Source organism: Pseudomonas sp. PvP001 (assembly GCF_040546375.1).
GTDB classification, from domain to species: domain Bacteria; phylum Pseudomonadota; class Gammaproteobacteria; order Pseudomonadales; family Pseudomonadaceae; genus Aquipseudomonas; species Aquipseudomonas coleopterorum.
In genome coordinates, this window is the sequence record NZ_JBEPNQ010000001.1 from 3,027,880 (window position 1) to 3,052,704 (window position 24,825).

Here is a 24,825-nt window from a genome sequence, read left to right on the forward strand (position 1 = left end):
CCTCAAGCCCCCCCTCAACCACCCCCATTCAAACCCCCGCCTTGTACTCCTTCAACACCTCCAACCGTGCCCGTTTCAACGCCTCACCCAGCGCCTGCCCCTTGAACCCCTGGGCAACCAGCGGCTGAACCGCCACCCCCCGCGCCGCCGCAGCCGCACCGCGCAGATAATCCGCCTGAGGGTACTCCCGCGCCTCGAGCCCCAACCGCCCACGGGCGTCCATTTCGCACGCCATGATGAAATCCTCGAAGCGCTGGGGACGGCGGTACACGTCGAAACTCTGCAACAGCTCCAGCAAGGTCGACGGTTTGAGCTCCAGAGCCCGATGCCCATGGGTGTGGTATTCACCCACCAGCACCGCCAGTTCCTGGCAATCCTTGGGCACCTTGAAGCGCTCGTTGACCGCCTTGATCAACTTCACGCCGCGCTGCTCGTGAGCGATATGCCGCGGCCACTCGCTGGGTCGCGTGGTGCCCTTGCCCAGATCGTGCAACAGACACGCCCAGCGCACGGTCAGCGGCTGGTCATGCCGCGCGGCCTGTTCCAGCACGCTCAAGGTATGCACCCCGGTGTCGATCTCCGGATGATGAGCAGGCGGTTGCGGTACGCCGAACAACGCGTCCACTTCGGGGAGCAATTGTTCCAATGCTCCGCAGTCGCGCAGCACCTGAATGAACACATGGGGGTGCGCTTCCAACAGCGCCCGGGAAATTTCCTTCCAGCTGCGTTCGGCCGTCAGGGCCTGCAACTCGCCCGATTCGCTCAGCTGACGCATCAGTTGCAAGGTCGGTTCGGCCACTCGAAAGCCCAGCCCGGCGTAGCGGGCAGCGAAACGCGCGACTCGCAGTACGCGCAGGGGATCTTCGATGAAGGCGGGGGAGACGTGCTTGAGCAGGCGGTCATGCAGGTCTTGCTGGCCACCGTAGGGATCGATGATCCGACCTTCGTCGTCCTCGGCCATGGCATTGATGGTCAAGTCGCGCCGCGACAGGTCCTCCTCCAGGGTGACGTCCGGGCTGGCGTGGAATACGAAACCACCGTAGCCGCGGCCGCTTTTGCGCTCGGTACGCGCCAGGGCATATTCTTCGCCGGTCTGCGGATGCAGAAACACCGGGAAATCGCTGCCGACCGGCCGGTACCCGTCAGCGAGCATTCGTTCCGCGCTGGCACCCACGACCACGCGATCGATGTCGGTGACAGGTATACCCAGAAGGCGATCGCGCACCGCGCCGCCCACTTCATAGATCTTCATTGCAACACCTCCGATGGCCGCGAAGGATAACACCAAGCCATCGAAGGTTTGCCCAGTGCACCGGCCTCAGAGGTGCACGACGTTGAGGTCCGCCCGCCCATGGCTGCCGTCCGTGTGCTCGTTGCGCGGTGGCACGTGGTGCGTCTTGACCAGTTGATCGCCCTGCAGCGTCTCCAGATGGATGTCGAAACCCCACAAACGGTGCAGGTGCTTGAGCACTTCCTCGGTGGATTCACCCAGCGGCTTGCGGTCGTGTTGCTGATGACGCAGGGTCAATGAGCGGTCACCGCGCCGATCGATGCTCCAGATCTGCACGTTGGGCTCGCGGTTGCCCAGGTTGTATTGCGCCGCCAGGGTCTCACGGATCGTGCGGTAGCCGTTCTCGTCGTGGATCGCGGGCACCAGCAGTTCGTCGCGCTGGTCGTCGTCCATGATGCTGAACAGCTTCAGGTCGCGAATGACCTTGGGCGACAGGTACTGCAGGATGAAACTCTCGTCCTTGAAGCTGCTCATGGCGAACTTGATCGTCGACAGCCAGTCACTGCCGGCAATTTCGGGAAACCAGCGGCGGTCCTCGTCGTCCGGGTGTTCGCACATGCGCCGTATGTCCCGGTACATGGCAAAACCCAGCGCATAGGGGTTGATACCGTTGTAGTAAGGGCTGTCGAAACCCGGCTGGAACACCACGCTGGTGTGCGACTGCAGAAACTCCATCATGAAACCGTCGGTGACCAGACCCTCGTCGTAGAGGTCGTTCATAAGGGTGTAGTGCCAGAACGTCGCCCAGCCTTCGTTCATCACCTGGGTCTGGCGCTGAGGGTAGAAATACTGCGCGATCTTGCGCACGATCCTCACGATCTCGCGTTGCCACGGCTCGAGCAACGGCGCGTGTTTCTCGATGAAGTAAAGGATGTTCTCCTGCGGCTCGGCCGGAAACCGGGCGTTGTCCTCCTCGCGGTTCTTGTCGGCGCCCTTGGGGATGGTGCGCCACAGATCGTTGATCTGGCGCTGCAGGTGTTCTTCGCGGTCGGCCTGGCGGCGACGTTCCTCCTCGGCGGAAATCGGATACGGACGCTTGTAGCGGTCGACCCCGTAGTTCATCAGGGCGTGGCAGGAATCGAGCAGGTCTTCCACAGCATCGATCCCATGGCGTTCCTCGCATTTCATGATGTAGGACTTGGCGAACACCAGGTAATCGATGATCGAACTGGCGTCGGTCCAGGTGCGGAACAGGTAGTTGCCCTTGAAGAAACTGTTGTGCCCATAGCAGGCATGGGCCACCACCAGCGCCTGCATGCAGATGGTGTTCTCTTCCATCAGGTAGGCGATGCACGGATCGGAGTTGATGACGATCTCGTAAGCCAGCCCCATCTGACCGCGCGTGTAGGATTTCTCGGTGCTGAGAAAGTGTTTGCCGTAGGACCAATGGTGATAGCCCAGCGGCATGCCGACCGAAGCATACGCATCCATCATCTGCTCGGCCGTGATCACCTCGATCTGGTTGGGGTAGGTGTCCAGCGCATAGCGCTCGGCGATGCGGCTGATTTCCCGGTCATAGGTCTGGATGAGCTCGAACGTCCATTCCGAGCCCGTGGAGATGGGTTGACGCTTCTGCTCTCTGGCGGTCATGTCGCTAACCTGCGCTGGAAGAGTTCACGGAAGACCGGATAGATATCCCCGGCCGACACCAGCTGTTGCTGGGCGAACGTATCGGCGAACGACTCGCTGATGCGCTCGTATTCGTACCACAGCGCCTGATGTTCGCGCGGCGTGATCTCCACATAGGTGTAGTACTGCACGAACGGCATGATCTGCTTGGTGAGAATTTCCCGACAGATGGGCGAGTCGTCGTTCCAGTTGTCGCCGTCCGAGGCCTGGGCGGCATAGATGTTCCATTCGTTGGTCGGGTAGCGCGCCGCCATGATTTCCTGCATCAGTTTCAACGCGCTGGAAACGATGGTGCCGCCGGTCTCGCGCGAGTAGAAGAATTCTTCTTCGTCGACTTCGCGAGCGCTGGTGTGGTGGCGGATGAACACCACCTCGATCTTGTCATAGTTACGCTTGAGGAACAGGTACAGCAGGATGAAGAACCGCTTGGCGATGTCCTTGGTGGCCTGAGTCATGGAGCCGGACACGTCCATCAGGCAGAACATCACCGCCTTGGAGCTTGGGTTGGGGTGTTTGACCAGCAGGTTGTACTTCACGTCGAAGGTGTCGAGGAAGGGCACTCGGTGGATGCGGGCGCTGAGCTTCTCGATTTCCCCCATCAGGGCCTGAATGTCACCAAAGTTGTCGGGCTCTTCGATCTTCAGGCGTTCGAGTTCGAGCTTGGCCGCCTTGAGCTTGGCGCGGCTGCTGCCCGAGAGCGCGATGCGCCGCGCGTGGGCGGAACGCAGAGTGCGGATGATGTTGATGCGGGAGGGGTTGCCCTCGTTGCTGATCCCGGCGCGCACCGTCTTGTAGGTGTCGGTACCGCTGAGGTTGCGCTTGACCAGGTTGGGCAGTTCGAGGTCTTCGAACATGAATTCGAGGAATTCTTCCTGGGTGATCTGGAACACGAACTCGTCCATGCCCTCGCCGGAGTTGCCCGCCTTTCCAGGCCCTTTGCCGCCACCCCCACCGCCTTGGGGGCGGGCGATATGTTCGCCGGCCGTGAACTCCTTGTTGCCGGGATGCACCACGGTCTGCTTGCCACCACGGCCGTGATGCAGCACCGGTTCGTCGATGTCGCGACCGGGAATGCTGATCTGCTCGCCGTGTTCCATGTCGGTGATGGAGCGGCGGCCGACCGCTTCTTCCACGGCCTTCTTGATGTGGTCACGATAACGCCGCAGAAAACGCTGGCGGTTCACCGTGCTCTTGTTCTTGCCATTGAGGCGTCGGTCGATCACATAGCTCATTAGGCCTCCGGGCAGCCTGGCTGCAAGCCACAAGTCGAGAGCGGCGAGATGCCCGGGCGGTGATGTCCGTCCGGGCCCTTCGCTGCCTGAAGCTTACCGCGCGATCACTGCGACTTCCTGACCCGCAGATACCACTCGGACAGCAGGCGTACCTGCTTGTCGGTATAGCCGCGCTCGACCATGCGAGTGACGAAGTCGTTGTGCTTCTGCTGGTCCTCCTTGCTGGCCTTGGCGTTGAAGCTGATGACCGGAAGCAGATCCTCGGTGTTGGAGAACATCTTCTTCTCGATCACCACGCGCAGCTTCTCGTAGCTGAGCCAGGTCGGGTTCTTGCCATTGTTGTTGGCGCGGGCGCGCAACACGAAGTTGACGATCTCGTTGCGGAAATCCTTCGGATTGCTGATGCCAGCCGGCTTCTCGATCTTCTCCAGCTCTTCGTTAAGGGCCACACGGTTGAGGATTTCCCCGGTTTCCGGATCGCGGTACTCCTGATCCTGAATCCAGAAATCGGCGTACAGCACGTAACGGTCGAAGATGTTCTGGCCGTACTCGCTGTAGGACTCCAAATACGCGGTCTGGATCTCCTTGCCGATGAACTCGATGTAGCGTGGGGCCAGGTATTCCTTGAGGAAACGCAGGTAGCGCTCACGCACCTCGGCAGGGAACTGCTCCTGCTCGATCTGCTGCTCCAGTACGTAAAGCAGATGCACCGGGTTGGCGGCGATTTCGTGTGGATCGAAGTTGAACACCTTGGACAGGATCTTGAACGCGAAGCGCGTCGACAGACCATTCATCCCTTCGTCCACACCTGCTGTGTCGCGGTACTCCTGGATCGACTTGGCCTTGGGATCGGTGTCCTTGAGGTTTTCGCCGTCGTATACGCGCATCTTCGAGTAGATGTTGGAGTTGTCCGGCTCCTTGAGCCGCGACAGGGTGGTGAACTGGGCGAGCATCTTCAGGGTGTCGGTGCGCGCAATGGGCCTTGGACAGCGAACTGTTGAACAGCAGCTTGTCGTAGATCTTGATCTCGTCGCTCACGCGCAGGCAGTACGGCACTTTGACGATGTAGATCCGGTCGATGAACGCCTCGTTGTTCTTGTTGTTGCGGAAGCTGTGCCATTCCGATTCGTTGGAGTGCGCCAACAGGATGCCGGAGTAGGGGATCGCGCCCAGACCCTCGGTGCTGTTGTAGTTGCCTTCCTGAGTGGCGGTCAGCAACGGATGGAGCACCTTGATCGGTGCCTTGAACATCTCGACGAACTCCATAAGCCCCTGGTTGGCGCGGCACAGGGCACCGGAGTAGCTGTAGGCGTCGGCGTCGTTCTGCGGGTATTCCTCCAGCTTGCGGATGTCCACCTTGCCCACCAGCGCGGAAATGTCCTGGTTGTTCTCGTCCCCTGGCTCGGTCTTGGCCACGGCGATCTGGTTGAGGATGGAAGGGTAGAGCTTGACCACGCGGAACTGGCTGATGTCGCCGCCGAATTCAGCCAGGCGCTTGGTCGCCCAAGGCGACATGATGGTGCTCAGGTAGCGCTGCGGAATACCGAAGTCTTCCTCCAGGATCGCGCCGTCCTCGGTGGCATTGAACAGCCCCAGGGGCGATTCGAACACCGGCGAGCCCTTGATGGCGTAGAACGGCACCTTCTCGATCAACTGCTTGAGCTTCTCGGCCAGCGACGACTTGCCGCCACCGACCGGACCGAGCAGGTACAGGATCTGTTTCTTTTCTTCCAGACCCTGCGCGGCATGGCGGAAGTACGACACGATCTGGTCGATGCATTCCTCCATGCCATGGAAGTCTTCGAAGGCGGGGTAGCGGCGGATCACCTTGTTGGAAAAGATGCGCGACAGCCTGGAATTGGTCGACGTATCGAGCAATTCGGGCTCCCCGATCGCCATTAGTATCCGCTCGGCGGCGGAGGCGTAGGTGCTACGGTCCTTTTTGCACAGCTCGAGGTACTCCTGTAATGAGAGCTCTTCCTGGCGTGTGGATTCGAAGCGTTGTTGGAAGTGGCTAAAAATACTCATGACGTCACCTCGCTCGATACGTGGAGCCGACGTCGGATCACTCAGTTGATGCTGGCGGTCACCTGAACCCCTTGGTGGCCGTATACCCCCCAGAACACCCATGTAGTCTTTACCGATTGACCCGCGCGCCGGTGTACCGGCTCTCCCCTGTTATGGATGGCCTGAGCTAAAGGATAGTTGGTAATCGGGGACTTCAAGGGCAGATGCGCAATTAAGTCTCGGCAAGGCTTTGCGCCGATGCCGGGAAGGCCCGTGGGGCGCGGCGTCGGCGCACGAAAAAAAATTCGCCGCGCCTTGCCCGCCGCCGAGGATTCAGGCCTGGCTGGTTTCGCTCGGAAAGGTGCTGCGCCACAACTCGAAGCCACCATCCAGGCTATAGACGTCGGAGAACCCCTGGCTGACCAGATAGGCGGCTGCGCTCTGGCTGGAGTTGCCGTGGTAGCAGACCACGACCAGCGGTTTGTCCAGGTCGGCCGCCTTGATGAAATCGTGCAGCGAGTGGTTGTCCAGGTGCGTGGAGTCGGTGATGTGGCTGGCCGCGAAGGTCTGCGGATCGCGGATGTCGACCACCACGGCGCCCTGTTCGCGCAGGCTGTGGGCTTGTTGCGGAGGGATGCGTTGGAATTCGGTCATGGGCAGGCTCCTGGGCTGGACATCCATTCTAGCGTTTGTCGCCGGGGGGAGGGAAATCTGCCGCAGGCATCGGTTCAGGTGCAATTGCCCCGCCCTGGTCGGTGCATTGGCATGACAGGCGCACGCCACTGTCAACGTCGAGCAGGGTCATCGCGCCGCCCCATACACAACCGGTGTCGAGCGCGAACACGCCCGGCGCGTCACAGCGACCTTCCAGGGCCGCCCAATGGCCGAAGATGATCTTGAGGTCGCGGGTCTTGCGCTCCTTGTGCGCGAACCAGGGCGCGTAACCGGGCAGCGCGGTGTCGGCGCCTTCCTTGCCTTTGAGGTCGAGCTTGCCGTCGGCGGTGCAGAAGCGCATGCGGGTGAAGTAATTGGTGATCACACGCAGACGAGCGGCGCCCTGCAGTTCCTTGTCCCACTTGTTCGGCTCGTTACCGTACATGCCGTCCAGATAGGGCTGAAACAGGTTGTCGTCACGCAGGGCCGTCTCGACTTCGGCGGCCAGGCGCAGGGCCTTGCGCAGCGACCACTGGGGCGGAATCCCGGCATGAACCAGAACGGTATTGCGTTGCTCATCGTAGTGCAGCAGCTTCTGGCGGCGCAGCCAGTCCAGTAGTTGCGGACCGTCTGGCGCGTCGAGGATCTCGCGCAGAGTATCGCCGCGCTTGAGTCGTTCGGCGTTGTGGGCTACCGCCAGCAGGTGCAGGTCATGGTTGCCCAGCACGCAGACCAGCGACTCGCGTATGGCATACAGATAGCGCAGGGTTTCCAGCGAGCTCGGTCCACGATTGACCAGGTCACCCACCAGCCACAAGGTGTCTTTCGTCGGGTCGAAGGCGACCCGTTCCAGCAGGCACTTGAGGGGTTCCAGACAGCCTTGCAAGTCACCGACTGCGTACACCGCCATCAGTGCAGGGCTCCGGGCACCGCAAGGCGAAACGGCGCAATCACGGCGTCGAATTTCTTGCCGTCTTCGGCCTGCATCTGGTAGCTGCCCTGCATGTTGCCTACGGTGGTGGCCATGACCGTACCGCTTGAGTAGGTGTGGCTCGCGCCTGCAGCAATAAGCGGTTGCTGGCCGATCACGCCAGGCCCACGGACTTCTTCGACCTTGCCGTCGCCATCGGTGATCACCCAATGACGTGATAGCAGGCGAGCCGGCAGTTGTCCGTTGTTGAGCACGGTCACGGTATAGGCGAAGGCAAAGCGGTGCTGCTCGGGTTGAGACTGTTCGGGCAGGAAACGGGTCACGACGCTGACGTCGATCTGATAGCGAGGATCGGACATGCAAAAGGCCTTGAAAGCGAGAGCGAATGTAGCCGGCGTCGGCCGGTTCAGGTCAGTCTAGGTCAAATAGAGGGCCTGTGGACCAACGGGTGGTCCACGTTAGAGGTCAGAGTGCGTCGCTTCGTTCGGCCAATTGATCGGCCAGGCGTACGAAAGCCGCCAGGTCCAGCTGCTCGGGCCGCAGGCTGCCATCGACGCCGGCCGCTTCGATCGCCTCATTGGGCAACAATGCCTTGAGGGTATTGCGCAAGGTCTTGCGGCGCTGGTTGAACGCTTCGCGGACGACACGCTCGAGCAGGCGGTGATCCTTGGCCGGGTGGGGCAGGGTGGTATGGGGCACCAGTCGCACGATGGCCGAATCGACCTTGGGCGGTGGATTGAACGCACCGGGTCCGACGTTGAACAGGTGTTCGACGCGGCAGTGGTACTGAACCATGATCGACAGACGACCCCAGTCGCCACCGCCAGGCCCTGCAGCCATGCGCTCGACCACTTCCTTCTGCAGCATGAAATGCATGTCGCGAATCAGATGGGCGTTGTGCATCAGATGGAAGATCAGCGGTGTGGAAATGTTGTACGGCAGGTTGCCGACTACGCGCAGGGTAGCGGGCTCGGCACCCAGACTGGTGAAGTCGAACTTCAACGCGTCGCCCTGGTGCAGACGGAAGTTGTCACGGCCTGCGAACTGCTGATTGAGAATGGGCACCAGGTCCTTGTCCAGTTCCACGACGTCCAGTTGCGCGCCGCTGCCCAGCAGGCCTTCGGTCAGCGCGCCCTGGCCCGGTCCGATTTCCAGCAGGTGTTCACCGGGCTTGGCATGGATCGAGCGAAGGATGCGGTCGATAACGCCGGCGTCATGAAGAAAGTTCTGACCAAAGCGCTTGCGCGCCCGGTGTTGGTATTGCTCGGTCATTAAAATGTCTCGGCCATTCGATAGGCGGTGTCGAGGGCGACGCGCAGGCTGCCGGTATCGACCTTGCCGGTCCCGGCCAGGTCGAGGGCGGTGCCATGGTCCACGGAGGTGCGGATGATCGGCAGCCCCAGGGTGACGTTGACCGCCGCGCCAAAGCCCTTGTACTTGAGTACGGGCAGGCCCTGGTCGTGGTACATCGCCAGCACCGCGTCGCAATGCTGCAGGTATTTGGGAGTGAAGAGCGTATCGGCAGGCAGCGGCCCGCGCAGATCCATGCCCTCGGCGCGCAGACGCTCCAGGGTGGGCTCGATGATGTCTATTTCTTCGCGACCCAGGTGGCCGCCCTCGCCAGCGTGCGGGTTGAGGCCGCAGACCAGGATGCGCGGGCGAGCCAGGCCGAATTTGCCCTGCAGGTCGGCATGCAGAATGCGCGTGACCCGCTCCAGGCGTTCGGCGGTGATTGCGTCGGCTACGTCGCGCAGCGGCAGGTGAGTGGTCACCAGCGCCACGCGCAGATCGCCGGTGGCCAGCATCATCACCACCTGTTGGGTGGCGGTGAGGTCGGCGAGGAATTCGGTATGTCCGGAAAACGCGATGCCGCCGTCATTGATGACACCCTTGTGCACCGGCGCGGTGATCATGCCTGCGAACAGGCCGTCGAGACAGCCTTGGGCCGCACGGGTCAGGGTCTGCAGCACGAACGCGGCATTGGCCGTATCCAGCTCACCTGTGCGCACAGGCGCGCCCAGCGGCGTATCCCATACGTACAGGCTGCCAGCGGGCGCAGGATGGTCGGGGAGGGCGTCGGCATCGACTTCCAGCAGACTGACGGCCAGCCCCAGTTGCGCGGCCCGCTCGGCGAGCAGGTCACGACTGGTGATGGCTATCAGAGGATGAGGCTGGGGTTGCGCGGCGAGCAGCAGGCACAGGTCAGGACCTATGCCCGCCGGCTCGCCGGGCGTCAATGCGAAACGCTTGGGTGTCACTGTGCGGCCTGGTCGGCGCCAGGCAGCTTGATTTCCACGTAGGCTTCGTCGCGGATCTGACGCATCCAGGTCTGCAGCTCTTCGTCGTATTTGCGGTTACGCAACACGTTCATTGCCTGCTGATCGCGGGCCTGCTCGGTGTTGTCGGTCGCGCGGCGGCCGAGTACCTGCAGAACGTGCCAGCCGAACTGCGTCTGGAATGGGCGCGAGACCGATTCCACCGGCGTCGAGGCCATGGTTTCGCGGAACTCGGGTACCAGCGACTGCGGGTTGACCCAGTTCAGGTCACCACCGTTGAGTGCCGAGCCCGGATCTTCCGAGAAATTCTTCGCCAGGGTGGCAAAGTCTTCGCCGTTCTCGATGCGCTCGTACAGTTTGCGCGCCAGCTCTTCGGTTTGCGCCGGGCTGCGGATCTCGCTCGGCTTCAACAGAATGTGGCGTACGTGCACTTCGTCGACGGTCTGGGCGCCGCCGCCGCGCTTGTCCAGCACCTTGAGGATGATGAAGCCCACGGGGGTGCGCACTGGCTGCGTCACATCGCCGACCGGCATGGTGCTCAGCATGCGATCGAAAGGCGGTGGCAATTGCGCCGGCTTGCGCCAGCCCATGTCGCCGCCCTCGAGGGCGTTTTCGCTCGACGAACTGGCGATGGCCAGCTTGTTGAAGTCGGCACCCTGCTTGAGTTGACGATAGATGTCTTCGGCCTTGCTGGCCGCTGCCTGGATAGCCGCCGAGCTGGCGCTTTCCGGGACCTGGATCTGGATGTTGGCCAGGTGCAGTTCCTCGGACAGCTGCATCTTGCCCAGGTCCGAGGCGAGGAAGTTCTTCACTTCCTGCTCCGACACCTGGATGCGCTCGGCCACGCGACGTTGACGCACGCGGCTGATGATCATCTCGCGCTTCACCTGCTCGCGCGCATCGTCATACGACAGGCCGTCATGCGCCAATGCGGCACGGAACTGCGCGGTCGACATGTTGTTGCGCTGGGCGATGGTGGCGATGGCAGCGTTGAGTTCTTCGTCGGTGATGCGAATGCCGGAACGCTCGCCGATCTGCAGTTGCAGATTCTCGACGATCAGGCGTTCCAGCACCTGCTGTTGCAGGACGCTGGCTGGAGGCACGCCACCACTACCGCCACGCTTGGCGATGGTTTGCTGCACTTCCTTGACGCGCTGGTCGAGCTGACTTTGCATGACCACGTCGTTGTCGACAATGGCCACGACACGGTCCAGCTGTTGCACCGCGGCGTGCGCCGTGGTGCCCAGCAGCATGGCGCCCAGCACGACTGGGCGCAGCAGATCACATAGCTTGGTCTTCACGTTCACGATAACCTTGAATGCCCTTGTCGAGGAAACCCTCAACCTTATTGCCTACCACGCCACCGAGGCCCTTCAGCACGATTTGCAGGAAGACGCCATGGTCGCCTTTTTCGTTCTGCGGGGCGGCCTGGCTGTATTCGTCGTTGTCAACCCAGTAACGGTTGATCAGACGCATCTTCCAGCAGCAGTTGTCGTATTCGAAACCACCGAAAGCTTCCAGCGTGCGGTTGCGGTTGTAGTCGAACTGCCAGCGGCTGATGACGCTCCACTGCGGCACGATCGGCCACATGACCGAGAAGTCATGCTGCTGGATCTTGTAGTAGTCCTTCACGTAGTTCAGATCGCCCGGCTGACCATAGTCGCCACCGAAGGTCCAGCGACCGGTCGCCGAATCGTAGTGGACGGTGTCGTCGCGGTAGCGATAGCCCAGGTTGACCACCTTGTTGGGGTTGTCTTCAGGCTGGTAATGGAACATCGCGCTGCCCGAACGAGTGCTGCGGCTGTCCGGATCCCAGTTGAAATCCGAGCTGAAGCGCCAGTCGCGGTTGAAGCGGTATTCGTATTCCAGGGCGTACGGCGAAACGTTGGCCTGTGCATCGTCGCGGGTCTTGAAGTCGACGCCCGGCAGCTGCACTTCGCGATCCCGGAAATACAGGGCCTGGCCGACGCTGACACGCTGACGCTCGAAACCGTTGTCTTCGATCCAGCGGCTGGTCACGCCCAGCGACAGCTTGTTCTCGTCGCCCACGCGGTCGGCACCGGTGAAGCGGTTTTCACGGAACAGCGAGCTGTAGCTGAAGGTGGTTTCCGAGGTGTCGAACACGGGAATGTCGGTCTGGTCTTCCTCAGGTACATAGAGGTAGAACAGGCGCGGTTCCAGGGTCTGGCGGAAGTTGGTGCCGAACATCTGCGTGTCGCGGTCGAAGTACAGGCCGCTGTCGATGCTGGCGATCGGTACGCCACGGTTCTGCGAGCTGCTGAAACGCTCGTCGGCCAGCAGGGTGTTCTTGCCGCGGCTGTCCAGATCCAGGTCGTACTGGGTGTACATGTACTTGAGCGATGGACGCACGAAGCCCCAGTTCCAGTTCAGCGGGAGGGCCACGCCGGGTTCCAGGTTCAGGCGGTTGCCGTTGGCACGGGCCAGGCCGGAGACGTTGTTGTCGATACGACGCTCACTGATACCATCTTCGTTGATGAACGTACCGGTGCGCAGATCGCGCTCGAAACGAACGATCTCGCTGTTGTAGGTAAAGTCCAGACCGCCCGGATGGTAAGGCAGCGCACCGGTGAAGGTGATCTGCGGCATGCGGTTGTACGGGGTGATGTCGGCCACGGTCGCCAGCTTGTACGCCTGGGCGTTCAAGCGTGCGGTGTAGGTATCGCCACGATAGGTCAGGGCACCCTGCTGGTTGATCCAGTCGTGGCGCTCGACGCCGATCTGGTCGGACTGCAGGTCCTGGAAGTAGTAGGGATCGCTGATGTCGGTGTAGTCGACTTCGGTGGTCAGACGCGAATCCAGGCCGCCTTTGTGCTGCCAGTTGACCATCCAGCGGGTCTTGTCGTAGTCGGACTGCAGACGGCGATCGTCGTTCTCGTCATTGAGGTACGCACCGCCGAACTGGCCTTCGCTGGTCTTGGTCAGGTAGCGGAATTCACCTTCCATCATCACGCCGCGCTTGGCCATGTAGCGCGGATACAACGTGGCGTCGTAGTTGGGCGCCAGGTTGAAGTAGTACGGCGTGACGAGGGTGAAGCCGCTGTCGGTGTCGGTGGCGAAGGACGGCGGGAGGAAGCCGGACTGGCGACGGTCGTCGATCGGGAAGTAGATATACGGCGTGTACAGCACCGGAATATCCTTCACGCGAAGGGTGACGTTGGTCGCGGTGCCGAAACCGGTGGCCGGGTTCAACGTGATGTTGTTGCCCTTGAGCTGCCAGGCGTTGCTGTCCGGCTCACAGGTGGTATAGGTACCGTCCTTGAGGCGAATGATCGCGTTCTCGGCACGCTTGGCGTACAGCGCACTGCCGCGGATGCGCGACTTGTGCAGCACGTATTCGGCGTTGTCGACCTGGGCCTCGCCGGTGTCGAGCTGGACCTGGGCGTGGTCGCCCACCACCAGCGCACCGTTGTCGCGCAACTTGACGTTGCCGTTGAGCTCGCCACGGTTCTCGGCCTGATGCAGGCTGGCCTCGTCGGCCTCGATCTGCATGCTGCCCTGGCGCATCACCACGTCACCGGCCAGCGAAGCGATCTGCTCTTCGGTCTGGTAGCGCGAAGCCTTGGCGCCGATGAAGGTCGGAGACTCGCTCTTGGGCGTGTTGTCGCTCATGCCGGGACGCACGGGTTCGATGTACGCACCGGAGCAGTACGGTCCGGTTTCGGCCAGTTGCGCGGCAGTCAGCTTGCTGCGCGGTACCCAGTCCAGGTGGCTGTAGTCGGCACTGCGCGAGGTCAGGCCACGGCCCTTGCTCTGGGTGACGGCCACCGGGCCGACGGTCTTCTCTTCACGCGAAGAGCCGCCGCCACTGCCTGCCACCGCCGCGCCGTCGTGCACGGGGCGGGGCGGCAACTGCGCAGCCGGGGCCTTGGGGTTGCAGTCCCAGGCACCGGCAGCGGAGACTTGGCAGTCGAATTGCTCTGCAGCAAAGACGAACTGGGTGGCCATGGGTTGCATCACCAGCAAACCGCCAGTGACCAGCAACGGAAATTTTTTACGAAACGCGGGGGATTTCAATGCCATCTTATTAGTCCGGGCTTCCTGCGTGCCATCTTGCCCGCGGGGGGGCCGCACGCCTCTCGATGGTCTGAAAAAGATGCTGGATAATAAAGCATGACCCGCTTGACGGCTAGCGCCGTCGGAGACCCTTGCAATGCCTGATCAAGATGTACGCCTGCAACACCTCAAAACATGGCTCGACGAGCAACTGGAGAAACTCTTCCAGGCTCGTGAATGGGGCGCCGTACCCCCGGCCACGTTGACTGCGGCCAGTAGCGACGCCAGTTTTCGTCGATACTTCCGCTGGCAGGGCCAGGGTCGCAGTTTTATCGTCATGGACGCGCCACCGCCCCAGGAAAACTGCGCACCGTTCGTGAAAATCGACGAATTGCTCGCGAGCGCCGGCCTCAATGTGCCGCAGATTCATGCCCAGGACCTGGAGCGTGGCTTCCTGCTGTTGAGCGATCTTGGCCACCAGACCTACCTGGACGTGATCGATGCGGACAACGCCGAAGCGCTGTTCGCCGACGCCATCGATGCCTTGCTGGCGCTGCAGAAACTACCGGCCAGCGGCGACCTGCCCAGCTACGACGTGGCGCTGCTGCGGCGCGAGCTGGAACTGTTTCCGGAATGGTACGTTGGCAAAGCCTTGGGCAAACAGCTGGACGCCGAGCAGCTGGCGGCCTGGCAGCGCGTGAGCACGCGCCTGATCGACAGCGCCCTGGCGCAGCCCAAGGTACTGGTGCATCGCGACTTCATGCCGCGCAATCTCATGGTCAGCGAGCCTAATCCAGGCGTGCTGGACTTCCAGGATGCGGTCTATGGTCCGGTTACCTACGACATCACGTGCCTGTTCAAGGATGCTTTCCTCAGTTGGCCCGAGGAACGTGTACAGGCATGGCTGCAGCGCTACTGGGAGCAGGCGGGCGAGCAGGGCATACCGGTGCAGCTGGACTTCGCCGAGTTCTGCCGTGCCAGCGACCTGATGGGTGTGCAGCGCCACCTTAAAGTGATCGGCATTTTCGCCCGTATCTGCCATCGTGACGGCAAACCCCGTTACCTGGCCGACGTACCGCGTTTCTTCTCTTATATAGAAACGGTACTGGCGCGGCGTCCCGAGCTGGCTGAATTGGGTCAACTGTTCAAAAGCCTTGGAGTGTCCTCATGAAAGCCATGATCCTGGCGGCAGGCAAGGGCGAGCGCATGCGTCCGCTGACCCTGACCACGCCCAAGCCGTTGCTGAGCGTCGGTGGCAAAAGGTTGATCGAATACCACCTGCTCGCCTTGGCCAAGGCGGGCTTCAGCGACGTGGTGATCAATCACGCCTGGCTGGGCCGGCAGATCGAAGACTACCTGGGTGACGGCGCGCGCTACGGTGTGGCCATCGAGTATTCGCGCGAGACCGAACCGCTGGAAACCGGCGGGGGCATTCGTCAGGCGTTACCGCTGCTGGGTGATGCACCGTTTCTGGTAGTCAACGGCGACATCTGGACTGACTACGATTTCGCCCGGTTGCGCGGTCCATTGGCGGGCCAGGCCCATCTGGTACTGGTCGACAACCCGGCCCAGCATCCACAGGGTGACTTCACCCTGCTCGAAGGCCAGGTGCGCGACCAGCCCGGGCTGACCTACAGCGGCATCGCCGTGCTCGACCCCGAGCTGTTCGACGGTCACGGCGAAACCGCGTTCAAGCTCGCGCCGTTGTTGCGCCGTGCGATGGACGTGGGGCAGGTGACCGGCGAGCACTACCAGGGCCAGTGGATCGACGTCGGCACGCCGCAGCGGCTGAGCGACCTGGATCGACTCCTGGCCGAGCGGGGTTGATATGCTGTGGCCCGCAACGGTAGCCGGCGCAGCGGCAGGTTATGCCATCGCCGACATTCCAGGGGCGCTGCTGGGCCTGGTGCTTGGTCAGGTGCTTGATCGCCACCTCAGGTTGAAGACGTGGGGGGAGTTGCTGGATCGGCTCAAAGGCAAGTCGGTGCTGCGCGACGAAGAATTGTTGTTCGTACTGCTGGGTCGGGTGGCCAAGGCCGAAGGCCAGGTGGTGGCGGCGCATATCCAGCAGGCGCGCCTGGAAATGCGCTCTTTGAACCTCAACGAGCAGGCACGTCGCCGCGCCATCGGTGCATTCAATCGGGGCAAGGCGGGGGGTGATCAGTTGCGCGGGCACCTGCTGCGCCTCAAGCATCAACCCAATTCCGCCGAAGGCATGCTGCGTGCCTGCTGGCGGATGGTCTGGGCCGATGGTCGCGCCGGAACCGCCGAACGCGAGCTGGTGGTCACCTGGGGCAAGTGGCTGGGCTGGTCGTCGGCGCGCGTGCAGGGGCTGGGGCAGGACTACGAGCCGCGCCACAGACCGGTGACCAAGCGTGGCGGTGCCTACGAAGAGGCGATGCGTTTGCTGGGAGTTTCCTCGACCACCGAGCCGGATCAGATCAAACGCGCCTACCGGCGCCTCTTGAGCCGACATCACCCTGACAAGCTGGTAGGCAGCGGCGCAACCCCGACGCAGATTCGCGAGGCGACCGACCGCACCCGTGAGCTGCACAACGCCTACAGCCTGATCCGCGAGCGTCGCGATCTGCGTTGATGGGCCCGGTCCGCTGGCGAGCGCGCAATCGTCTACTGTGCGCTCAAGGCACCCTTGACCCGCCGGAACAACTGCTCGGCCTGTGCATCCCTGTCCGGCAGCGATTTGAGCGAAACCTGGGAATACACCGCGCCCTTGTTGCGCTTGCTGGCTTGCAGACGCAGTTGCGCAGCAGCGGCCGCCGCCTGACGATCGCTGTAGAAAATGTCCGTGGTCTGCACTTTGAGCAGTGCGGCCAACTCGTCGATCTGCTGGGGTGCATTGTCCGGCGTGCGCGTGTCCACCAACACCAGTCGCTGGACGTGTGCAGGTTGCCGTTCGGCCATGTAGCGGGTCGCCCAGTAGGCACCGCTGCCATGGCCCACCAATACGATGCTGCGCGAGTTGTGTTGCTGGGCAAAAGCGATGCCTGCTTCGATGCGCGCAAAGATGCGCTCGGCGTCCACCTTCATCGGGTCTTGCAACTGCACCTCGGGGCTGGCCGCTTCGGCATCCTGCGCTGTGGCCTTTTCCACCCCGGCGCCGGCATCCGGCGGCGTCGCCTGGGTTTCGGTAGTCACTGGCAGTGGCGGCTTCTCGGCTGGCCTGGCCGAAGGCATCTGGCTGACCAGGTCCGGCAAGCTGAGGCTCAAGCTGTTGAACGCGGCGTCCGGCAACTTGCGCCGCAAGGGCCCCACGCCCTGCGGCCAGTCCGCGGTTTCCCCGGCACCTGGCACGATGATGACCGTACCCTGCGCATCGGCAGTATTGGCCGGACGCCACAGCGACAGGAACTCATCGCTGCCGGCCTGCAACTGTTGCTGCTCGCTGGCAGGCAGTTGACGTTCCAGTGCCTGAGCATCCTCTGCACTGCGCTCAGGCAAAGGTTGACGAACATCCGCCGCTTCCTTGACCGGTACGGCGTCCTCGGCCAGCGCAACGCCGTGCAGCGGAACGAGCAATGCCAGGCAGACCGCTCTGATGTGAACAGCTTTCATCGGTACTTTCCGTCCAGATCAATGATTCTTGTGTTCGACACCGGTTGAAATTCCAAGCCTATAGCTTAGTGCCATCCACGCAAAGGTCGTTCACAGCGAATGTTCCCCCTTTGCTCCGCCCCCGGTTCTGCAATGCGTTCCAGCGCGATTCGCCCGCCCATCGCACCTGAGCTACAATGCGCGCCACCGTGATTCCAGCCTGAATAGGTGCGCCATGCAGCCCTTCGCAATTGCCCCGTCCATCCTCTCTGCGGATTTCGCCCGCCTGGGCGAGGAAGTCGATAACGTACTCGCCGCGGGCGCCGATATCGTCCACTTCGACGTGATGGACAACCACTACGTCCCCAACCTCACCATCGGCCCGATGGTCTGCGCGGCGCTGCGCAAGTACGGTATCAGTGCGCCCATCGACGTCCATCTGATGGTCAGCCCGGTCGACCGCATCATCGGTGACTTCATCGAGGCGGGTGCCAGCTACATCACCTTCCACCCCGAAGCGACCCAGCACATCGACCGCTCGCTGCAATTGATCCGCGAAGGCGGCTGCAAGGCCGGTCTGGTCTTCAATCCGGCAACCCCGCTGAACCTGCTCGAATACGTCATGGACAAGGTCGACATGATCCTGTTGATGAGCGTCAACCCCGGTTTCGGCGGCCAGAAGTTCATTCCCGGCACCCTGAACAAACTGCGTGAAGCACGCGCCCTGATCGACGCCAGCGGGCGCGACATCCGCCTGGAAATCGACGGCGGCGTCAACGTGGGCAACATTCGCGAGATAGCCGCAGCCGGTGCCGACACTTTTGTCGCCGGCTCCGCTATCTTCAACGCGCCCGACTACCGCCATGTGATCGAGCAAATGCGCACGGAACTGACGCTGGCCCGCTCATGAGCGCCCTGGAGCGGCTGTTTCCCGGCAGCCTGCCGCGCCTGGTGATGTTCGATCTGGACGGCACCCTGGTGGACTCGGTGCCTGATCTGGCAGCCGCCGTCGATACCATGCTGGCCCAGCTGGGCCGCGAACCGGTCGGAATTGAAGCCGTGCGCGAATGGATCGGCAACGGTGCCCGCGTGCTGGTTCGCCGCGCCCTTGCAGGTAGCTTCGATCACGCGCACATCGACGAGGCGCAAACCGAGCACGCCCTGGAGCTGTTCTCGGCGGCCTATGCCGCAAATCATGCTTTGACCCAGGTGTACCCGGGCGTGCACGAAACCCTCAAATGGCTGCACAAGAAGCGCGTGAAGATGGCCCTGATCACCAACAAGCCGGAACGCTTCGTCGCGCCCCTGCTGGACCAGATGGGCCTGGGACGCTATTTCAAGTGGATCATCGGCGGCGATACGCTACCCCAGCAGAAGCCCGATCCGGCAGCCCTGTTGTTCGTCATGAAAATGGCCAAGGTCAAGGCGCAGCACGCCTTGTTCATCGGCGATTCGCGCAGTGACGTGCAAGCCGCCAAGGCTGCGGGCGTGAACTGTATCGCGCTCAGCTACGGCTACAACCATGGCCGACCGATCGCCGAGGAATCACCGGCACTGGTGATCGACGATCTGCGCGCACTGATGCCTGGTTGCTTCGATCCGGCCACTGGGATAACGTTGGCCCACGGCAACTCCCCCGCTCATAGAGATTCCATCGTGGTGGTCACTCGCAAACTCTGGATGAAAGTCATCAAGGCCTTGGCCCGCTGGCGTTGGCGCGCCTGACTTTCCCGTTCCAGCGTTTGCCCACAGACCGTTCGACCCCTCCATCACGAGGCTGAATCATGACCCGCGAAGAATTCCTGCGCCTGGCCGCCGAAGGCTACAACCGTATCCCGATGGCCCACGAAACCCTGGCCGACTTCGATACACCCCTGTCCATCTACCTGAAACTGGCCGACCAGCCCAATTCCTATCTGCTGGAATCGGTGCAGGGCGGCGAGAAATGGGGCCGCTACTCGATCATCGGCCTGCCGTGCCGCACCGTCCTGCGTGTGCACGGCTACCATGCCAGCGTGACCTGCGACGGCGTCGAGATCGAAGCCTGCGATGTCGAAGACCCGCTGGCCTTCGTCGAGACCTTCAAAGCCCGCTACAACGTGCCAACCATCGCCGGCCTGCCACGCTTCAATGGTGGCCTGGTGGGCTATTTCGGCTATGACTGCGTGCGTTACGTCGAGAAGCGTTTGGGCCAGTGCCCGAACCCGGATCCGCTGGGCGTTCCGGACATCCTGTTGATGGTCTCCGATGCCGTGGTGGTGTTCGACAACCTGGCTGGCAAGATGCACGCCATCGTCCTGGCCGATCCTGCGCAGGCCGATGCCTACGAGCAGGCCCGCGATCAGCTCGAAGCCCTGATGGACCGCCTGCGCCAGCCCATTGCGCCGCGCCGCGGGCTGGACTTCAATCGTCCGCAGGCTGCCGACCCGGTGTTTCGTTCCAGTTTCACCCAGTCCGACTACGAAGGCGCCGTCGACACCATCAAGGAATACATCCTGGCGGGCGACGTCATGCAGGTGGTCCCTTCGCAGCGCATGTCCATCGACTTCAAGGCAGCGCCGATCGATCTGTACCGCGCGTTGCGCTGCTTCAACCCAACGCCCTACATGTACTTCTTCAATTTCGGCGATTTCCACGTGGTCGGCAGCTCGCCCGAAGTGCTGGTACGGGTCGAGGACGACCTGATCACCGTACGGCCGATTGCCGGAACCCGCCCGCGCGGCGCGACCGAAGAAGCCGACCATGCGCTGGAAGTCGATCTGCTGTCCGATGACAAGGAGATCGCCGAGCACTTGATGTTGATCGACCTGGGCCGCAACGACGTGGGCCGGGTATCGGAAGTCGGCTCGGTGAAGCTGACCGAGAAGATGGTCATCGAGCGTTACTCCAACGTGATGCACATCGTGTCCAACGTGACCGGCCACCTCAAGCAGGGCCTGACCGCCATGGACGCCCTGCGTGCCATCCTGCCGGCTGGCACCCTGTCCGGTGCCCCGAAGATCCGCGCCATGGAAATCATCGACGAGCTGGAACCGGTCAAACGCGGTGTCTACGGCGGTGCGGTCGGCTACTTCGCCTGGAACGGCAACATGGATACCGCGATCGCCATCCGTACCGCGGTCATCAAGAACGGTGAACTGCACGTGCAGGCTGGCGGCGGCATCGTGGCCGACTCGGTGCCTGCCCTGGAATGGGAAGAAACGCTGAACAAGCGTCGCGCCATGTTCAAGGCCGTGGCCCTGGCCGAGCAATCGCCAGACTGATACCGGACCCGGCAAGCCAGTGTTCACCGGTTCCAGACAACCGGTGACCCGTCAGCAGATTCGAGAGGTTAAGCACCATGTTGCTCATGATCGACAATTACGACTCCTTTACCTACAACGTCGTCCAGTACCTGGGCGAGCTTGGCGCTGACGTCAAGGTCATCCGCAACGATGAACTGACCATCGCCGAAATCGAGGCCCTGGCCCCGGAGCGTATCGTCGTTTCGCCTGGGCCCTGCACACCCAACGAAGCCGGTGTGTCCCTCGACGTCATTCGCCACTTTGCCGGCAAGCTGCCCATCCTCGGCGTCTGCCTGGGCCATCAGTCGATCGGCCAGGCCTTCGGCGGTGACGTGGTGCGTGCTCGGCAGGTCATGCACGGCAAGACCAGCCCGATCACCCACTCCGACCTGGGTGTATTCGAAGGTCTCAGCCACCCATTGACCGTCACCCGCTATCACTCCCTGGTGGTCAAGGCGCAGACCCTGCCCGAGTGCCTGGAGCTGACGGCCTGGACCACACACGAAGACGGCACGGTGGACGAGATCATGGGCCTGCGGCACAAGACCTTGAATGTCGAGGGTGTGCAGTTCCACCCCGAATCGATCCTGACCGAGCAAGGCCACGAGCTGTTCGCCAACTTTCTCAAGCAGACCGGCGGCAGCCGCCAGGGCTAAGGAATACCCATGGATATCAAGAGCGCGCTGACCCGTATCGTCAGCCAGCTGGACCTGAGCACCGAGGAAATGCGCACGGTGATGCTCGACATCATGACCGGCCAATGCAGCGAAGCGCAGATCGGCGCCTTCATGATGGGCATGCGCATGAAAAGCGAAACCATCGACGAGATCGTCGGCGCCGTGTCGGCGATGCGCGAGCTGGCGAGCAAGGTCGAACTGCGGACCTTGGACAAGGTGGTCGACATCGTCGGCACCGGTGGCGATGGCGCCAACATCTTCAACGTGTCCACTGCCTCGGCACTGGTCGTCGCGGCGGCCGGTTGCACGGTGGCCAAGCATGGCAACCGCGCGGTCTCGGGCAAGAGCGGCAGTGCCGACCTGCTCGAAGCTGCCGGCGTCTACCTCAACCTGGACGCCACTCAGGTCGCCCGCTGCATCGACAGCGTCGGCATCGGCTTCATGTTCGCCCAGGCTCATCACAGCGCCATGAAACACGCAGCCATCCCGCGCCGCGATCTGGGCCTTAGGACCCTGTTCAACATGCTCGGGCCCTTGACCAATCCGGCAGGCGTCAAGCATCAGGTGGTGGGTGTGTTCACCCAGGCCCTGTGTCGACCGCTGGCCGAAGTGCTGGCGCGCCTGGGCAGCAAACACGTACTGGTGGTGCATTCGCGCGACGGTCTGGACGAGTTCAGCCTGGCCGCCCCAACCTTCGTCGCCGAGCTCAAGGATGGCGAAGTCACCGAATACTGGGTCGAGCCCGAAGACCTTGGCATCAAGAGCCAGAGCTTGCACGGGTTAGTGGTCGACAGCCCGGCGGCTTCGCTCGAATTGATCCGCGATGCGCTGGGTCGGCGCAAGACCGAACATGGCGAGAAAGCCGCCGAAATGATCGTCCTCAATGCCGGTGCGGCGTTGTACGCGGCCGATGTGGCGAGCAGCCTGAAAGAGGGCGTGGCCATGGCGCACGATGCCTTGCACACCGGCCTGGCCCGCGAAAAGCTCGAGGAGCTGGGTGCCTTTACCGCTGTATTCAAGCAGGAGAACGAAGCATGAGCGTGCCTACGGTGTTAGAGAACATACTGGCGCGCAAGGCGCAGGAAGTGGCCGAGCGTCGCGAACGAGTCGGCCTGGCCGAACTCGAGCGCCTTGCCGCCGCAGCCGATGCGCCGCGTGGTTTTGCCCAGGCCTTGATCGCCCAGGCCGCTTCGAAGAAGCCAGCGGTCATTGCCGAGGTCAAGAAAGCCTCGCCCAGCAAAGGTGTCATCCGCGAGCACTTCGTACCCGCCGACATCGCGGCCAGCTACGAGAAAGGCGGCGCTACCTGCCTATCGGTACTGACCGACATCGACTTTTTCCAGGGGGCCGACCTGTACCTGCAACAGGCGCGCGCTGCCTGCCAGCTGCCGGTGATCCGCAAGGACTTCATGATCGACCCCTATCAGGTGGTCGAAGCGCGCGCATTGGGGGCGGACTGCATCCTGTTGATCGTCTCGGCGCTGCAGGATGCGCAAATGGCCGAGCTGGCCGCAGTGGCCAAGGACGTTGGCCTCGACGTGCTGGTCGAAGTCCACGACGGCGATGAACTGGAGCGTGCTTTGAACACCCTGGACACCCCGCTGGTCGGCGTCAACAACCGCAACCTGCACACCTTCGACGTCAGCCTGGAAACCACGCTCGATCTGCTGCCGCGTATCCCGCGCGATCGCCTGGTGATCACCGAGAGCGGCATCTTCAATCGTGCCGATGTTCAGCTCATGGAAATCAACGGGGTTTACTCGTTCCTGGTCGGCGAAGCGTTCATGCGCGCCGAAGATCCAGGCACGGAACTGCAGCGCCTGTTCTTCCCCTGATCCAACGGCCGTCTGGGCCTTCACTTCGCACGAGTCTCGCCCCATGCTTCAGCATTTGCCTACGGAACAGGGTTTGCGCGCCGAGCAGGATCTGCTCGGCAGCGTCTGCAAGGGCGAGCAGGCATGGGGCCTGCTGTTCTGGTGCCCCACCGATCGCACCTTGGTGATGCCGCGACGCATGAGCCGCCTCGATGGCTTCGAGCAGGCCAGCCTCGCATCGGCTGCCAGCGGCTGGCCCGTGCTGCTGCGCGAGACAGGCGGCGAACCGGTGCCACAGTCGCCCTCGACGATCAACGTCGCGCTGGTGTATGTCGCCCCGCAGCAGGAAGGCGACCAACACCGTATCGAAACGGCCTACCGCCGCCTGTGCCAGCCCTTGCTCGATGCCCTCGAGCGCCTTGGTGGCAGCGCGTCACTGGGCGAAATAGAAGGCGCCTTCTGCGATGGCCGCTTCAACGTCAATCTCGACGGCCGCAAATGGGTGGGCACGGCACAGCGCTGGCGCCAGGGCCTGAGCGGCACGCGTCCGGTGGTATTGGTTCACGGGGCGATGTTGATGGAGGACGAGCGCGAATCGATGGCGGCCGCCGTCAATCTGTTCAATCAGCAGTGTGGGCTGGAGCAGCGCGTCAAGGCCTCCAGCCATATAGCACTGCACGAGCGTCATCCCGCACCGGATCTGATCGACGAGCTGCAAGTGGCCTATACCCAAATGCTAACAGCACTGGCCTGAGCCTGACGGGTCAGCGGGTTCCGTACACCACCATGGTCTTGCCCTTCACGTGGACCACGCTGCGCTCTTCCAGGTCCTTGAGAACCCGCCCGACCATCTCCCGTGAACAACCCACGATGCGGCCGATTTCCTGACGCGTGATCTTGATCTGCATGCCGTCGGGGTGAGTCATGGCGTCGGGCTGCTTGCACAGATCCAGCAAGCAACGAGCTACCCGCCCAGTCACATCGAAGAACGCCAGGTCGCCCACCTTGCGCGTGGTGTCGCGCAGACGTTGCGCCATTTGCCCACCCACTGCATAGAGCATGTCCGGCTCCTGCTGAGCCAATTCGCGAAACGCGGTGTAGCTGATCTGCACCACTTCGCATTCGGTCTTGGCACGTACCCAGGCATCGTGTGCCTGTGCGCCATGGGCTGACTGAAAAAGGCCCAGCTCACCAAAGAAGTCTCCGGCATTGAGGTAGGCAATCACCAACTCCCGGCCTTCCTCGGCCTCGATCATCACTGTTGCCGAGCCCTTGAGAATCAGCGAAAGGGTGTCATCCCGGGCACCGGCCGCGATCAGCGTGGTCTTCGCGGCAAATCGATGGCGCTGACCTTGCGCGAGCAGCTTTTCGAGGTTCTTGATCTTGTGCGCGGCAGCAGTCATGGCTTGGTTCCGGAAAGGGCAATCGATCTTGCATGAATCACGGCAATACGCCAGTACATTG

22 protein-coding genes and 1 pseudogene are annotated in these 24,825 nt (G+C 62.4%); 10 read left to right on the forward strand and 13 right to left on the reverse strand.

The annotated features are described in order from the left end of the window. Positions 1-28: 28 nt before the first annotated feature. The 11 genes and pseudogenes from ABMD26_RS13700 to ABMD26_RS13750 form a co-directional block, all read right to left on the reverse strand. Positions 29-1,252, reverse strand: a complete 1,224-nt coding sequence (locus tag ABMD26_RS13700) for a multifunctional CCA addition/repair protein (RefSeq protein WP_354310129.1) — start codon at positions 1,250-1,252, stop codon at positions 29-31. Between the two features lie 66 nt (positions 1,253-1,318). Continuing rightward, the gene (locus ABMD26_RS13705; RefSeq protein WP_056845313.1) at positions 1,319-2,881 is read right to left on the reverse strand and encodes a SpoVR family protein; all 1,563 of its coding nucleotides are present in this window, start codon (positions 2,879-2,881) and stop codon (positions 1,319-1,321) included. Then, complete coding sequence (locus ABMD26_RS13710; protein ID WP_043192463.1) at positions 2,878-4,152, reverse strand: YeaH/YhbH family protein; 1,275 nt, start codon at positions 4,150-4,152, stop codon at positions 2,878-2,880. Before ABMD26_RS13710 ends, ABMD26_RS13705 begins: the two co-directional genes overlap by 4 nt. 104 nt (positions 4,153-4,256) lie before the next feature. After that, a pseudogene (locus ABMD26_RS13715) lies at positions 4,257-6,180 on the reverse strand (PrkA family serine protein kinase). Between the two features lie 312 nt (positions 6,181-6,492). Then, a complete protein-coding gene (gene glpE / locus ABMD26_RS13720) occupies positions 6,493-6,813 on the reverse strand; it encodes a thiosulfate sulfurtransferase GlpE (protein ID WP_122743251.1) in 321 nt (106 codons plus the stop codon). Positions 6,814-6,841: 28 nt separating this feature from the next. Beyond that, a complete protein-coding gene (locus tag ABMD26_RS13725; RefSeq protein ID WP_354310132.1) occupies positions 6,842-7,723 on the reverse strand; it encodes a symmetrical bis(5'-nucleosyl)-tetraphosphatase in 882 nt (293 codons plus the stop codon). Beyond that, complete coding sequence (gene apaG / locus ABMD26_RS13730; protein ID WP_090360735.1) at positions 7,723-8,103, reverse strand: Co2+/Mg2+ efflux facilitator ApaG/CorD; 381 nt, start codon at positions 8,101-8,103, stop codon at positions 7,723-7,725. The genes ABMD26_RS13725 and apaG overlap by 1 nt, the downstream gene beginning before the upstream one ends. Before the next feature lie 106 nt (positions 8,104-8,209). Then, positions 8,210-9,016, reverse strand: coding sequence for a 16S rRNA (adenine(1518)-N(6)/adenine(1519)-N(6))-dimethyltransferase RsmA (gene rsmA / locus ABMD26_RS13735; RefSeq protein WP_354310135.1), 807 nt, complete (start codon positions 9,014-9,016; stop codon positions 8,210-8,212). Beyond that, positions 9,016-10,002 (reverse strand): 4-hydroxythreonine-4-phosphate dehydrogenase PdxA, encoded by a 987-nt coding sequence (gene pdxA / locus ABMD26_RS13740; protein ID WP_320523606.1) that lies wholly within the window; start codon positions 10,000-10,002, stop codon positions 9,016-9,018. Before pdxA ends, rsmA begins: the two co-directional genes overlap by 1 nt. Next, entirely contained in the window at positions 9,999-11,321 is a 1,323-nt protein-coding gene (gene surA, locus ABMD26_RS13745; protein ID WP_134723516.1) for a peptidylprolyl isomerase SurA, read from the reverse strand. The genes pdxA and surA overlap by 4 nt, the downstream gene beginning before the upstream one ends. Then, positions 11,302-14,061, reverse strand: a complete 2,760-nt coding sequence (locus ABMD26_RS13750) for an LPS-assembly protein LptD (RefSeq protein ID WP_192066825.1) — start codon at positions 14,059-14,061, stop codon at positions 11,302-11,304. The genes surA and ABMD26_RS13750 overlap by 20 nt, the downstream gene beginning before the upstream one ends. Positions 14,062-14,191: 130 nt before the next feature. Here ABMD26_RS13750 and ABMD26_RS13755 point away from each other — a divergent pair, with 130 nt between their 5' ends. The 3 genes from ABMD26_RS13755 to ABMD26_RS13765 are packed head-to-tail and all read left to right on the forward strand — an operon-like array spanning position 14,192 to position 16,630. Further along, positions 14,192-15,205, forward strand: coding sequence for an aminoglycoside phosphotransferase family protein (locus ABMD26_RS13755; RefSeq protein WP_049862405.1), 1,014 nt, complete (start codon positions 14,192-14,194; stop codon positions 15,203-15,205). After that, a complete protein-coding gene (murU, locus tag ABMD26_RS13760; RefSeq protein ID WP_354310139.1) occupies positions 15,202-15,861 on the forward strand; it encodes an N-acetylmuramate alpha-1-phosphate uridylyltransferase MurU in 660 nt (219 codons plus the stop codon). The genes ABMD26_RS13755 and murU overlap by 4 nt, the downstream gene beginning before the upstream one ends. A 1-nt stretch (position 15,862) precedes the next feature. Further along, positions 15,863-16,630 carry a DnaJ domain-containing protein gene (locus ABMD26_RS13765; RefSeq protein WP_354310141.1) on the forward strand — a complete coding sequence of 256 codons (768 nt, stop codon included), beginning with the start codon at positions 15,863-15,865 and terminating at the stop codon, positions 16,628-16,630. Between the two features lie 32 nt (positions 16,631-16,662). Here ABMD26_RS13765 and ABMD26_RS13770 read toward each other — a convergent pair whose 3' ends face one another. Continuing rightward, a complete protein-coding gene (locus ABMD26_RS13770; RefSeq protein WP_354310143.1) occupies positions 16,663-17,607 on the reverse strand; it encodes an alpha/beta hydrolase family protein in 945 nt (314 codons plus the stop codon). A 214-nt stretch (positions 17,608-17,821) separates the two neighbouring features. On the opposite strand from ABMD26_RS13770, the gene rpe reads away from it, so the two are divergent. The 7 genes from rpe (at position 17,822) to ABMD26_RS13805 (ending at position 24,115) form a co-directional block, all read left to right on the forward strand. Next, the gene (gene rpe / locus ABMD26_RS13775) at positions 17,822-18,496 is read left to right on the forward strand and encodes a ribulose-phosphate 3-epimerase (RefSeq protein WP_056845321.1); all 675 of its coding nucleotides are present in this window, start codon (positions 17,822-17,824) and stop codon (positions 18,494-18,496) included. Further along, a complete protein-coding gene (locus ABMD26_RS13780) occupies positions 18,493-19,311 on the forward strand; it encodes a phosphoglycolate phosphatase (protein WP_354310146.1) in 819 nt (272 codons plus the stop codon). The genes rpe and ABMD26_RS13780 overlap by 4 nt, the downstream gene beginning before the upstream one ends. A gap of 59 nt (positions 19,312-19,370) precedes the next feature. After that, on the forward strand, positions 19,371-20,849 hold the full coding sequence (trpE, locus tag ABMD26_RS13785) for an anthranilate synthase component I (RefSeq protein ID WP_049862398.1): 1,479 nt from the start codon (positions 19,371-19,373) through the stop codon (positions 20,847-20,849). Positions 20,850-20,926: 77 nt separating this feature from the next. Next, entirely contained in the window at positions 20,927-21,526 is a 600-nt protein-coding gene (locus ABMD26_RS13790) for an aminodeoxychorismate/anthranilate synthase component II (RefSeq protein ID WP_134723511.1), read from the forward strand. A gap of 9 nt (positions 21,527-21,535) precedes the next feature. After that, positions 21,536-22,585, forward strand: coding sequence for an anthranilate phosphoribosyltransferase (gene trpD / locus ABMD26_RS13795; RefSeq protein ID WP_049862396.1), 1,050 nt, complete (start codon positions 21,536-21,538; stop codon positions 22,583-22,585). Beyond that, the gene (gene trpC / locus ABMD26_RS13800) at positions 22,582-23,382 is read left to right on the forward strand and encodes an indole-3-glycerol phosphate synthase TrpC (protein WP_354310149.1); all 801 of its coding nucleotides are present in this window, start codon (positions 22,582-22,584) and stop codon (positions 23,380-23,382) included. Before trpD ends, trpC begins: the two co-directional genes overlap by 4 nt. 43 nt (positions 23,383-23,425) lie before the next feature. Next, positions 23,426-24,115, forward strand: a complete 690-nt coding sequence (locus tag ABMD26_RS13805) for a lipoate--protein ligase family protein (protein WP_354310151.1) — start codon at positions 23,426-23,428, stop codon at positions 24,113-24,115. A 10-nt stretch (positions 24,116-24,125) separates the two neighbouring features. Here the strand turns inward: ABMD26_RS13805 and crp are convergent, their stop codons facing one another. Continuing rightward, positions 24,126-24,764, reverse strand: coding sequence for a cAMP-activated global transcriptional regulator CRP (gene crp, locus ABMD26_RS13810; protein ID WP_134723507.1), 639 nt, complete (start codon positions 24,762-24,764; stop codon positions 24,126-24,128). Between the last annotated feature and the right edge of the window lie 61 nt (positions 24,765-24,825).

What these genes read in the sequence shown, in the direction of transcription:
- ABMD26_RS13770 (WP_354310143.1), bottom strand. Translation starts at nt 17,607, where the DNA reads ATGAAAGCTGTTCACATCAGAGCGGTCTGCCTGGCATTGCTCGTTCCG.
- ABMD26_RS13765 (WP_354310141.1), top strand. Translation starts at nt 15,863, where the DNA reads ATGCTGTGGCCCGCAACGGTAGCCGGCGCAGCGGCAGGTTATGCCATC.
- ABMD26_RS13700 (WP_354310129.1), bottom strand. Translation starts at nt 1,252, where the DNA reads ATGAAGATCTATGAAGTGGGCGGCGCGGTGCGCGATCGCCTTCTGGGT.
- ABMD26_RS13725 (WP_354310132.1), bottom strand. Translation starts at nt 7,723, where the DNA reads ATGGCGGTGTACGCAGTCGGTGACTTGCAAGGCTGTCTGGAACCCCTC.
- murU (WP_354310139.1), top strand. Translation starts at nt 15,202, where the DNA reads ATGAAAGCCATGATCCTGGCGGCAGGCAAGGGCGAGCGCATGCGTCCG.
- ABMD26_RS13750 (WP_192066825.1), bottom strand. Translation starts at nt 14,061, where the DNA reads ATGGCATTGAAATCCCCCGCGTTTCGTAAAAAATTTCCGTTGCTGGTC.
- crp (WP_134723507.1), bottom strand. Translation starts at nt 24,764, where the DNA reads ATGACTGCTGCCGCGCACAAGATCAAGAACCTCGAAAAGCTGCTCGCG.
- trpD (WP_049862396.1), top strand. Translation starts at nt 21,536, where the DNA reads ATGGATATCAAGAGCGCGCTGACCCGTATCGTCAGCCAGCTGGACCTG.
- glpE (WP_122743251.1), bottom strand. Translation starts at nt 6,813, where the DNA reads ATGACCGAATTCCAACGCATCCCTCCGCAACAAGCCCACAGCCTGCGC.
- ABMD26_RS13705 (WP_056845313.1), bottom strand. Translation starts at nt 2,881, where the DNA reads ATGACCGCCAGAGAGCAGAAGCGTCAACCCATCTCCACGGGCTCGGAA.
- ABMD26_RS13780 (WP_354310146.1), top strand. Translation starts at nt 18,493, where the DNA reads ATGAGCGCCCTGGAGCGGCTGTTTCCCGGCAGCCTGCCGCGCCTGGTG.
- trpC (WP_354310149.1), top strand. Translation starts at nt 22,582, where the DNA reads ATGAGCGTGCCTACGGTGTTAGAGAACATACTGGCGCGCAAGGCGCAG.
- ABMD26_RS13790 (WP_134723511.1), top strand. Translation starts at nt 20,927, where the DNA reads ATGTTGCTCATGATCGACAATTACGACTCCTTTACCTACAACGTCGTC.
- ABMD26_RS13805 (WP_354310151.1), top strand. Translation starts at nt 23,426, where the DNA reads ATGCTTCAGCATTTGCCTACGGAACAGGGTTTGCGCGCCGAGCAGGAT.
- ABMD26_RS13755 (WP_049862405.1), top strand. Translation starts at nt 14,192, where the DNA reads ATGCCTGATCAAGATGTACGCCTGCAACACCTCAAAACATGGCTCGAC.
- rpe (WP_056845321.1), top strand. Translation starts at nt 17,822, where the DNA reads ATGCAGCCCTTCGCAATTGCCCCGTCCATCCTCTCTGCGGATTTCGCC.
- ABMD26_RS13710 (WP_043192463.1), bottom strand. Translation starts at nt 4,152, where the DNA reads ATGAGCTATGTGATCGACCGACGCCTCAATGGCAAGAACAAGAGCACG.
- trpE (WP_049862398.1), top strand. Translation starts at nt 19,371, where the DNA reads ATGACCCGCGAAGAATTCCTGCGCCTGGCCGCCGAAGGCTACAACCGT.
- rsmA (WP_354310135.1), bottom strand. Translation starts at nt 9,016, where the DNA reads ATGACCGAGCAATACCAACACCGGGCGCGCAAGCGCTTTGGTCAGAAC.
- apaG (WP_090360735.1), bottom strand. Translation starts at nt 8,103, where the DNA reads ATGTCCGATCCTCGCTATCAGATCGACGTCAGCGTCGTGACCCGTTTC.